The 10,826-nt window shown below is 46.4% G+C and carries 10 protein-coding genes and 1 riboswitch; of the genes, 7 read left to right on the top strand and 3 right to left on the bottom strand.

Features of this window, described 5'->3' with window-relative positions; all coding sequences use genetic code 11:
* Positions 1-17: 17 nt before the first annotated feature.
* Positions 18-398, top strand: coding sequence for a phosphoketolase family protein (locus tag ACZLMD_RS12050; RefSeq protein ID WP_489495805.1), 381 nt, complete (start codon positions 18-20; stop codon positions 396-398).
* A 166-nt stretch (positions 399-564) separates the two neighbouring features.
* Here the strand turns inward: ACZLMD_RS12050 and pckA are convergent, their stop codons facing one another.
* Positions 565-2,169 (bottom strand): phosphoenolpyruvate carboxykinase (ATP), encoded by a 1,605-nt coding sequence (gene pckA / locus ACZLMD_RS12045; RefSeq protein ID WP_482523144.1) that lies wholly within the window; start codon positions 2,167-2,169, stop codon positions 565-567.
* A 184-nt stretch (positions 2,170-2,353) separates the two neighbouring features.
* Between pckA and ACZLMD_RS12040 the strand changes: the two genes are divergently transcribed.
* The gene (locus tag ACZLMD_RS12040) at positions 2,354-3,274 is read left to right on the top strand and encodes a magnesium transporter CorA family protein (protein ID WP_489495803.1); all 921 of its coding nucleotides are present in this window, start codon (positions 2,354-2,356) and stop codon (positions 3,272-3,274) included.
* A gap of 21 nt (positions 3,275-3,295) precedes the next feature.
* Here the strand turns inward: ACZLMD_RS12040 and ACZLMD_RS12035 are convergent, their stop codons facing one another.
* On the bottom strand, positions 3,296-4,018 hold the full coding sequence (locus ACZLMD_RS12035; RefSeq protein ID WP_482523146.1) for an SGNH/GDSL hydrolase family protein: 723 nt from the start codon (positions 4,016-4,018) through the stop codon (positions 3,296-3,298).
* 55 nt (positions 4,019-4,073) lie between these two features.
* On the bottom strand, positions 4,074-5,060 hold the full coding sequence (locus ACZLMD_RS12030; RefSeq protein ID WP_489495801.1) for an acyltransferase family protein: 987 nt from the start codon (positions 5,058-5,060) through the stop codon (positions 4,074-4,076).
* A gap of 732 nt (positions 5,061-5,792) precedes the next feature.
* Between ACZLMD_RS12030 and ACZLMD_RS12025 the strand changes: the two genes are divergently transcribed.
* The 5 genes from ACZLMD_RS12025 to ACZLMD_RS12005 all read left to right on the top strand — a co-directional run bounded on the left by ACZLMD_RS12025 (position 5,793) and on the right by ACZLMD_RS12005 (position 10,604).
* Positions 5,793-6,194 (top strand): BlaI/MecI/CopY family transcriptional regulator, encoded by a 402-nt coding sequence (locus ACZLMD_RS12025; RefSeq protein ID WP_022305012.1) that lies wholly within the window; start codon positions 5,793-5,795, stop codon positions 6,192-6,194.
* Between the two features lie 31 nt (positions 6,195-6,225).
* Positions 6,226-7,905, top strand: a complete 1,680-nt coding sequence (locus tag ACZLMD_RS12020) for a M56 family metallopeptidase (RefSeq protein WP_489495799.1) — start codon at positions 6,226-6,228, stop codon at positions 7,903-7,905.
* A 73-nt stretch (positions 7,906-7,978) separates the two neighbouring features.
* A riboswitch (ZMP/ZTP riboswitch) is annotated at positions 7,979-8,063 on the top strand.
* A 71-nt stretch (positions 8,064-8,134) separates the two neighbouring features.
* On the top strand, positions 8,135-8,848 hold the full coding sequence (locus ACZLMD_RS12015; protein ID WP_022305010.1) for an IMP cyclohydrolase: 714 nt from the start codon (positions 8,135-8,137) through the stop codon (positions 8,846-8,848).
* 18 nt (positions 8,849-8,866) lie between these two features.
* Complete coding sequence (locus ACZLMD_RS12010) at positions 8,867-10,042, top strand: phosphoribosylaminoimidazolecarboxamide formyltransferase (RefSeq protein ID WP_022305009.1); 1,176 nt, start codon at positions 8,867-8,869, stop codon at positions 10,040-10,042.
* An 85-nt stretch (positions 10,043-10,127) separates the two neighbouring features.
* On the top strand, positions 10,128-10,604 hold the full coding sequence (locus tag ACZLMD_RS12005) for a hypothetical protein (protein WP_022305008.1): 477 nt from the start codon (positions 10,128-10,130) through the stop codon (positions 10,602-10,604).
* The last annotated feature ends 222 nt before the right edge of the window (positions 10,605-10,826 follow it).

Here is a 10,826-nt window from a genome sequence, read left to right as displayed (position 1 = left end):
CTTATCCTTTGTGAAGATTGCATCCACACGGACTGAGCGACAGTGAGTACAATGCAATCTTCACAAAGGATAAGCCGGTAATCTTTGCATTCCATGGTTACCCAACACTGATCCATGAGCTGACCTATCGTCGTGACAACCAGAACGTATCTGTTCATGGTTATCAGGAGGAAGGTACGATCACAACTCCATTCGACATGAGAGTTCAGAACGAGATCGACCGTTTCAACCTTGTAAAGGATGCGATCATGCATCTGCCACAGCTTGACAACCGTGGATCTTATCTGATCCAGAAGATGAACGATAAGCTTGTAGAACACAAGCAGTACATCGCTGAGTATGGTCAGGATCTGGAAGAGGTTCGCGACTGGGAGTGGCATACACCAGATAATAAATAATCGAATATAGAGTTCGGTAAATGATAAGAACCGGTTTTGCATATGTGCGGAACCGGTTCTTTGAGTTTGGACAATGAAAAAGGGCAAGACATTAAAAGAGGGTATCCCGGATCTGGGACACCCTCTTTGATATTACCTGTAAAACAATCGCATGTCTGCGGAATAATTACAGCTGAGGACCTGCAGTAACAAGTGCCTTACCAGCCTCATTACCCTCATACTTGGCGAAGTTCTTGATGAATCTCTCGGAAAGATCTTTAGCCTTAGCTTCCCACTCAGAAGCATCAGCGTAAGTATCACGAGGATCAAGGATTCCTGTATCAACACCGTTGAGTTCTGTAGGAACTTCGAAGTTGAAGTAAGGGATCTTCTTTGTAGGAGCGTTTACGATATCGCCGTTAAGGATTGCATCGATGATTCCACGAGTATCCTTGATTGAGATACGCTTACCGGTTCCGTTCCATCCTGTGTTAACCAGGTATGCCTTAGCACCGTTTGCTTCCATTTTCTTAACAAGCTCCTCTGCATACTTTGTAGGATGCAGCTCCAGGAATGCCTGACCGAAGCAAGCTGAGAAGGTAGGAGTTGGCTCTGTGATTCCACGCTCTGTACCGGCAAGCTTTGCTGTAAATCCAGACAGGAAGTAGTACTGTGTCTGCTCCGGAGTCAGGATAGATACCGGAGGAAGTACGCCAAATGCATCTGCAGAAAGGAAGATAACGTTCTTTGCTGCCGGTGCAGAAGAGATAGGACGTACGATATTCTTAATATGATCAATCGGATAAGAAACACGAGTATTCTCTGTTACGCTCTTATCAGCGAAGTCAATCTTTCCATCCTCTGCAACAGTTACGTTCTCAAGGAGAGCGTTGCGCTTGATCGCATTGTAGATATCAGGCTCAGACTCGATATCAAGGTCGATAACCTTAGCATAGCATCCACCCTCGAAGTTGAATACACCGTTATCATCCCAGCCGTGCTCATCATCACCGATCAGAAGACGCTTAGGGTCTGTGGAAAGAGTAGTCTTACCTGTACCGGAAAGACCGAAGAAGATTGCTGTGTTCTTTCCGTCAAGGTCTGTGTTAGCAGAGCAGTGCATAGAAGCCATGCCCTTCAGTGGAAGGAAGTAGTTCATCATAGAGAACATACCTTTCTTCATCTCTCCGCCGTACCATGTATTAACGATAACCTGCTCTTTGCTGGTGATATTGAACATAACAGCTGTCTCAGAGTTAAGACCTAACTCCTTGTAGTTCTCAACTTTAGCCTTAGAAGCATTGTAAACAACGAAATCCGGCTCAAAGTTCTCAAGCTCCTCAGCGGTTGGCTTGATGAACATGTTTGTAACGAAATGTGCCTGCCAAGCTACCTCGACGATGAAACGGATTGCCATACGGGTATCCTTGTTTGCACCACAGAAAGCATCAACAACATACAACTTCTTGTTAGAAAGCTCCTTGATTGCCAGCTCTTTTACGGATTTCCATGCTTCCTGAGTAGCAGGATGGTTGTCATTCTTGTACTCATCAGAAGTCCACCATACAGTGTTCTTAGAGTTCTCATCCATAACGATGAATTTGTCTTTTGGGGAACGACCGGTGTAGATACCTGTCATAACGTTCACTGCACCAAGCTCGCTGACCTGTCCTTTCTCATAACCTGTCAGTTCCGGTCTTGTCTCTTCCTCAAAGAGTACCTCATAAGAAGGGTTGTAAACAATCTCAGTAGTTCCGGTAATGCCATACTTGCTTAAATCAATTTGTGCCATGTTTCTTAACCTCTTTTCTTTAATTTTGTACGGATTAATAATCCTCTGCGAATGCAGAAATTATGAAACTGTTCCTGAAAGTGACCTAATCTAAGCCACTCTTTTTCAGAATACCATATAAAGATGCGAAAATCAATAAAATTTTGTAGAGGAGGGGAATACTTTAGAGAAGGAGGTGATGAAAATGGCAGAATATTATAAAATTACAGACAGGCTTGTTCCGGTCACATGGGAGGAGTGTCAGAAAGCACCGGAGGAAACATATCTGGCAAGGCTTACCCGGAAAGAAACCGAAAAGTCCCGATTCCTGCACTCTATCGGTTATGGTGCGGTTTTCGGGACTTCTAAGATCCATCTGTGTAAGGTGGAAGCATATATGCGTTTTTTATATGGAACGTATCTTACTCCTGACCGGCGGCGGATGGAGGACGCCTTTTGCTTTGTATTTGATGACAGGCATCTTTATCTGGTGGAGGAAGGCGAGCTTGCGGGAAATCTTTTGTGCCGCCTCAAAAAGATTTTTGAGCAGGAAAACGCCGGAACGGGCAGTGTACTGACGGCGTTTCTGGGACAGCTTCTGCAGAAGGATCTTCTGCATCTTGAAAAGATCGAGGACAGGCTGACGCATTTGGAAGATGAGGTGCTTTCCGGCAGGATTGCCGGTTTTGAACAAAAGATCATCGGTTGCAGAAAGGAGATCCTCAAGTATGCACATTATTATCTGCAGTTGCAGGACATGGCAGATATCCTGATGAAAAATGATTATGGCGCATTTTCAGAGGAAGATCTACGTGCATTGCGCCTGCTTCGGGAAAAGACCGGAAGACTTCATCAGGAGGCGATCATGCTGCGGGAATATTCCACTCAGGTGCGCGAGGTGTATCAGGCACAGATAGAGATCAGACAGAATAAGATCATGAAGACCTTAACGATCGTGACAACGATCTGTCTGCCGCTTACGCTGATCGCCGGCTGGTACGGTATGAACTTTCGCAGGATGCCTGAGCTGTCCTGGAAATACGGTTATCCGGCAGTCGTCCTGCTGAGCCTTTGCATTGTTGCGCTGTCGCTGTATCTGTGCCGCAAAAAGAAGTTGTTTTTCTGATAAGCGGTTTATACGGAAATCTTATTCGGTGATCAGATTTTTTTTGATGAAGCGGGCAAATTTCTTCTGACCGGTAATGTTTAAGTGAATGCCGTCCTGATAGAACCAGTCCGGATGCTTTCCGCCTTCCTTAGACCAGGCGATCACATGGACGTTTTGATTGGCTGCGGCGACTCTTCGGATAGTCTGATTGACATCCTTTTGAACCGGGAGGTCGCGTCCGTAAGCATCGATCCAGTAGATCGTACGGTCCGGCCCGAGGTAATCGATCAGCTTCTGACCGGTAGCTGAGTTAAAGTTTCCGTTGGTGCCGAGTGCGATGATCACGGTATCGCCGAGCCGTCCCTTTTTCTGAAGCTTTTTGGCGGTGTCGAGTGCCTGTACGACCTGGCGGGATACCTTTGCGTCGATGACGGCATTTTTGTAAAGCTTCTTAAAGGAAGGAGCGGCACCGAGGAAAACGGAATCGCCGATTACTGTGATGGAGGATTCATGAATATCAGGAACCCGTGGAGCGGCAGTCTGCTTTTTGGTGGCGGCAGGTGTCTTTGCGGCAGCATAGGCAGGAGTCGCCTCTTCCTTCTCGAGCTCCCGTTCATTCTGCATGAGCTCGTTTTCTAACTGGGATGCATCGGAGGATGGCGCACGGAAGATTCCGTAGGCGCCGATGCTGATGCCGATCACTAACAGGGCGATTCCAAAAGAGCGAAAATATTTCATTGATGTTTTTGTCTGTTTTTTCATGATAGTATGTCTCCTTTTCATTAAGATGATAGTACGTTTTGTAATAAGATGATTGTCAGTTGTGCAGTCCGGTCAGGATCAGCACGATGACCGGATAGTGCCACAGGTAAATATAGTAGCTGTATTTGCCAAGCCATGCTGTCTGTGCAGAAAGCGGCAGATCATGAAACAGGGCTTTGTGATTCTCAAAAAAGAGGATCACAAAGGCAAAGAAAATGCTGATCAGAAACATGCCGCCGAGATAGAGAAGCGGTGTATTTCCGGATACCAGCAGGAATAATAGGAAAATAACGGCAAGCATACCGGCAAGAATGGGAACCTCGCATTGTGCCGGTTTCGACGTACGAAGCTTTGGAAAGCTGTACCGCAGTGCACCGAGGAACATTCCGAGAAATAAGGAAAAGCCCATAGTGTCTGTGCCGTAGTAAACTCTGGACGGATCCTTGCCCGGATGATAGAGCATAAGCATTGCGGCAAACGAAAGGATTGCAAGCAATGCAAAAAGGAAACAGGCGTGTTTCGCACCGGCATGCCTGCACAGCTTCTTATATAAAAAGAACAAAAGCGGCCAGAGCAGATAAAATTGCATCTCAACCCCGAGAAACCAGAGATGGGTAAACGGAGAGGCGTTTGTCAGGTGTGAAAAATAAGAGGCATCCTGCTCAATCTGCCACCAGTTATTGTAGCCGAGAAAGATGCTTAAAATCTGTTCCCGGATGCCGATCATCTGCCGGCTTTTCATCAGCGTCATCGCGCAACAGACCAGCATGACCATGATGAAAAGAGGCGGTATGATACGTCTGATCCGCTTTTTGTAATAGTCCATGACAGGAAAGGTCTCGGTGTTCAGATAAGAGGTGCTTGTCATAAACATCAGATAACCGGACAATACAAAGAACAGGGGGACTCCGAGAAAGCCACCCGGGAAAATGGAGGGGATCAGATGGTACAAAAAGATACCGATGATCGAAATCCCCTTTAATATATCTAATCCCTTCCGCTTTGGAAGATGCATTGTCTGTACTTGATTTGTTGTCGTCATTGTGAATGAACCTCCCGTTGATTTACTTTGTAAACCCAAATATACAACCCTTGGTTTAAAATGTCAACCGTATTTTGAAAATATTTTATTAAGACTTCCCATACCAAGGACGGAAATTCGCCCATAATATTTCTTATGCCCGGTTATTTAGAAATCATATTTTGCCTGCCAATATGTTAAAAATCCGTGAGCTATGACTAAAAAATTGTCTTGTCACTTACGGATTTCGAAAAATCTGATTGCTTTGCTGCTTTGATTTTCGATCAACGCATCCTACCGTACTCGCCCCGAGGTGGGAATCAGTTGTTTCGAAAGGCACTTGCACCCGCCGGTACTTACGCCCCGGATTTTGCAAATGATATAGATACGCCATCGAACATCCGGGGCGTTATGTACCGCTGCGTGGTGCAGTGGTAGCGGGAGCGTGCCGTCCGAAATAGCTGAGCCCACCTATGGGGCTCAGTCGTGCGGATGCGTATTTATCAAAGCATTGCAAAGCAAAGATTTTTCGGAAATCCTACTGATCTGCGTCAATTTTTTAGTCATAGTTCACGGATCAATTGATTTCTCAGGCAAAATCGATATTTTATTTTCCGGACATAAGAAATATTATGGGCATACATCAATTTGAGGTATGGGAAGTCTTAGTATTTTAATGGTTGACATTATAAACTGAAAGGGTTACAATATGGTCGACAATGTAGAACGACATAAAAGATTTGGAGGTTTCCGGTGAAAGAAGAGATAAAGGTAACAAACAGTGAGTGGTATGTGATGAACTGCCTCTGGGAGAAAAGTCATCTGTCGTTGATGCAGCTTGTTCCCCTTTTAAAGGAGAGCGCAGGCTGGAGCAAGAGCACAAGTGCAACGATGGTGCGCCGCATGACAGAGAAGGATTTGATCGGCTACGAGGAGAATGGCAAGACCAAATATTTCTTCCCGAAGGTAAAAAAGCAGGACGTTGTTGTTCAGGAGACGAGAGATTTTCTGCAGCGCATCTACGATGGCAGCGTCGGGATGATGATGAGTGCGCTTGTCCGACAGAATGATTTGTCGCAGGAGGACATTCTGGAGCTGCAGGAGATTTTAAAGGCAGCGCAGACAAAGACGCAGAAGACAAAGAGGAAAGGATAAAGGCGAGAGAATGACAGGCTTTTGTTTATGGATGTTAGAATCGTCAATACTGGTATTGATGATCCTTGGGATTCGAAAAGCTTTCATGGGAAAGATTCGTTATGGCATGATATATGCTCTCTGGTTTGTTGTGGCACTGCGGTTTCTTGTTCCGGTCAATGTGATACGGACACCGTTTGGAATCGGGAATATGGTATCCGGTGCTGTCACAAGCTGGCAGCAGGGGCGCACAGACAGCCGAAATGAACGGGGGACGGCAGAGCAGAATGTGTTATTAAAGGATCCGCCGGCGGGGACAGTGACCGTGTCCTCCTATCGGAATGCAACGACTGCCGGACAGACTCAGACGGTACATAACGATCAGCAAAGCACAAGCGGGCAAAGTGCTTCCGTGCAGCCGGGGAAACCTGTACGGGGAGCGTGGATGGCATGGACGGTACATGTGCCATGGAAACGTGTTCTTGGGATTGGCTGGCTCAGTATTTTCGGCATGATCCTTTGCTTCTTTGTATGGTCCAATGTAAGTCTGATACACCGGCTGGTGAGGAACAGAGCATTTGTGAAGCGGTGTGGACGTGTGCAGGTGTATTCGACAGAGGTCCTGAAAACACCGTGTCTGTATGGCGTTTTTCATCCGGTGATCTATCTGCCGAAGTCGCTTTTGGGGGAAGAGAAAGCAGCAGTGGAGCAGATGATCACGCATGAGTATGTGCACTATCTGCACAGAGACTATATCTGGGCGATGCTTCGGATCGCGTTAGTGTCCGTATACTGGTTTCATCCGTTTGTATGGATTGCGGCAGGCTGCTCCAAAAAGGATGCAGAACTGTTCTGTGATGAGGCTGTGATAAGACGTCTTGGGGAGGAAAAACGCTTTGAGTATGGTTCTCTTCTGATACAGATCGCCGGGGAGAGACACTGGAGCGATTTCCGATATTCATTTATGCCGATGAGCCGTAAGGGAAGAGAGATGCAGCGCAGGATTCTTGCAATCAGTAATCCGGCACGCGTCTCAAGGTGGATTATGATTCCGGTGGTAGTGACGGTATGCGTGTCAGTGCTTTTGACCTGCAGCACAGGAATTGGCATGGCGGCATCCGGTCGTGGGGAAAGTGATGCATCAGCCGTTTCGAATTGTGTCAGTGCTGCGCAGCTGCAGCCGGCAGATGCAGGTATATTTGCCAATCCGGTATGGATGCAGCGTTTGTCGGAATTTTCCGGCAATGCACCGAAAGCAGGACCGCTTTTTAATACAGCGGCAGGGGGAAGCTTTCTGGTGCAGGTGTCCGCGCAGGGCATGAATACGAACGCAGCACAGCGTCTGATGACGGACGAGGATGCCAGACAATGCGAGAAGCTGTTTGAACGCTATGTGGAGACGTTTACAAGTGCGATCAACAGCGGTAAGACAGGTCGGTTAAAGCAGGTGCTGGCAGAGGACAGCGAGGTTTACCGGCAGCAGAAAGCACTTGCGCTGAATTATCACAAGCGGGGGATTCGCGAGAAAGCGAAGCAGTGTGAGGTTGATTTGGTCAGGATCACGAATGATCTTACGATACAGATCAATTCAAAGGAACAAATAAAAGTATTTTATGCAGATGCATCGGAAAAGATTGTCAGACAAAGTTATTGTTATACCTGTGAAAAGAGAGATGGTGCGTGGGTGATCACGGCAATGGAGGACAATGCGAAGCCGGGTTCTGCCGAATAATAAAATATTTGCAGACGAATCAAAAGATTTCGCTTGCCAAATTGGTCAGAATCAGTTATTCTTGTATAGAAAGAGAGCTTCATGTGACTGACGGAATCAGCAGGAGTACCTGTGGGAAGCATGAGGAATATGAAAAGCCGACCGTCTGGGCAGCCGCATTGGGGTTGTTCAGACGGTTTTTTGCATTATATTTATAAAAGTAATACCGGATTTTAGAAAGGAGCATGCTATGCAGAAGTTATCATTGAAACAGGAACTGACAGGAAATGCTTACCCTGGCAGAGGAATCGTTATCGGAAAGACTCCGAACGGAAAGTATGCCGTTACCGCTTACTTTATTATGGGAAGAAGTGAGAACAGCAGAAACCGTGTTTTCGTGGAGGACGGCGATGGAATCCGTACACAGGCATTTGATCCATCCAAGCTGAGTGATCCAAGTCTGATCATTTATGCACCGGTTCGTGTGCTTGGCAATAAAACGATCGTGACGAACGGTGACCAGACCGATACGATCTATGAGCTGATGGACAAGCAGCAGACATTTGAGCAGGCACTGCGTACAAGAGAGTTTGAGCCGGATGCACCAAACTACACACCACGTATCTCAGGTATCATGCATGTGGAGAACGATTCCTACAATTACGCAATGTCTATCTTGAAAAGCAACAATGGTAACCCGGATGCATGCTGCCGCTATACCTTTGCCTACAGCGACCCGGTTGCGGGAGAGGGACATTTCATTCATACTTATATGGGAGACGGCAATCCGCTCCCAAGCTTTGAGGGTGAGCCAAAGCTCGTAGAGATGTATGACGACATGAACGAGTTTACGGATATGCTCTGGAACAGTCTGAATGAGGACAACAAGGTGTCATTATTTGTACGTTATATTGATATCGCCACAGGCGAGGCGGCTTCATGCATTGTCAACAAGAATAAATAGTCAGAAAGGAACAATACGATGAAAGAATTAGAATTAAAATATGGATGTAACCCGAATCAGAAACCATCAAAAATCTATATGAAGGATGGCGAGCTTCCGATTGAGGTGCTCAACGGTAAGCCCGGATATATCAATTTTCTTGACGCATTTAACGGCTGGCAGCTTGTCCGCGAGCTGAAAAAGGCAACCGGACTTCCGGCAGCGACTTCCTTTAAGCATGTATCTCCTGCCGGTGCAGCAGTCGGTCTTCCTCTTTCTGATGTTCTTGCAAAGATTTACTGGGTTGATGATCTTGGTGAGCTGACACCGCTTGCGGCAGCATATGCAAGAGCAAGAGGCGCGGACAGAATGTCATCCTACGGTGATTTCATCGCACTGTCTGATGTATGTGATGTCTGCACGGCAAAGATGATCAAGAGAGAGTTTTCCGATGGTATCATTGCACCGGGGTATGAGCCGGAGGCTCTGGAACTCCTTAAAGAAAAGAAAAAGGGCAATTATGCGATCATCAAGATTGATGAGAACTATGAGCCGGATCCGATCGAGCATAAGGAAGTATTCGGCATTACCTTCGAGCAGGGAAGAAATGAATTAAACATCGACAAGGATTTCTTCAGCAATGTGGTTACCGAGAATAAGGAGATTCCGGATTCTGCAAAGATTGATATGGCAATCGCAATGATCACCCTGAAGTATACACAGTCAAACTCCGTATGTTTTGTTAAGGATGGACAGGCAATCGGTATCGGAGCAGGACAGCAGTCCAGAATCCACTGTACAAGACTTGCCGGAAGCAAGGCAGATAACTGGCTGTTAAGGCAGTCTCCGCAGGTGCTTTCCCTTCCGTTCAAGGATGGTATGAAGAGAGCAGACCGCGACAATGCGATCGACCTTTATATCGGTGAAGATTATATGGACGTTCTGGCTGACGGCGAGTGGGAGAGAGTATTCACCGAGAAGCCGCCGGTATTTACAAAAGAGGAGAAGGAGGCATGGCTTTCCAAGGCAACTGATGTAACGCTTGGCTCCGATGCGTTCTTCCCATTCAGCGATAATATTGAGCGTGCATTCAGAAGCGGCGTGAAGTATATCGCACAGCCGGGTGGATCTATCCGTGACGGAGAGGTCATTGAAGCCTGCAACAAGCATGGTATTGCGATGAGCTTTACGGGAATCCGTCTGTTCCATCACTAATAGCGATAGAGGAGCAATCCTCCGGAGCATAGCATTTGTTCCCGATGACATCACTATTTATCATAAAAGAAAGGTGGTTTAAAGCATGGGATATCGTACGGTAGACGAATGGGGCAGTTTTGAATTTCAGAATGCCGATGTTGAGGCGATACGCAAAGAGAGAGGACATTGGTATCTGGAGCTTGGCTATGTGACGATCTTGCCGGACAATTCCTGCAACCGTGACATTCGTAAAATGGGAACCAACGAGCTTACGCTACAGCTGCAGCATGTGCAGGTAGATGAGATCCTGGAGGAGGGATTTAAGCTCTATGATGCTGACGGCAATTTTACGAAGAGTGTGGACGACCGGGTGCTTCTTTCCGAAGAGTATGATGCGTGGATGGAGGATATGGTTGGAGGTGCCGTGTATCAGATCCTGCGTAAGGATACAGGAGATGAAGCACTTCCGTATCAGTATGAGATCTATCTGGATGCTAACGATAGAACATATCTTGCAAAAGTATCGGCAAAACATGACGTGGAGACATGGGAACGCTTTATGAACCGCCATTCGGAATAACTTGATATTTTATTTCAGGAACGAGTTTCAATTGTGAAACTCGTTCTTTTATGAGAAAAAATATATAACTAAGACTGCCCATACCTCAAATTGATGTATGCCCATAATATTTCTTATGTCTGGAAAATAAAATATCAATTTTGCCTGAGAAATCACTTGATCCGTGAACTATGACTAAAAAATTGACGCAGATCAGTAGGATTTCCGAAAAATCTTTGCTTT

The organism is Jutongia sp., assembly GCF_057878315.1.
The sequence above is the reverse complement of the archived record's forward strand: the minus strand, read 5'-3'. Positions and strand labels throughout refer to the sequence as shown.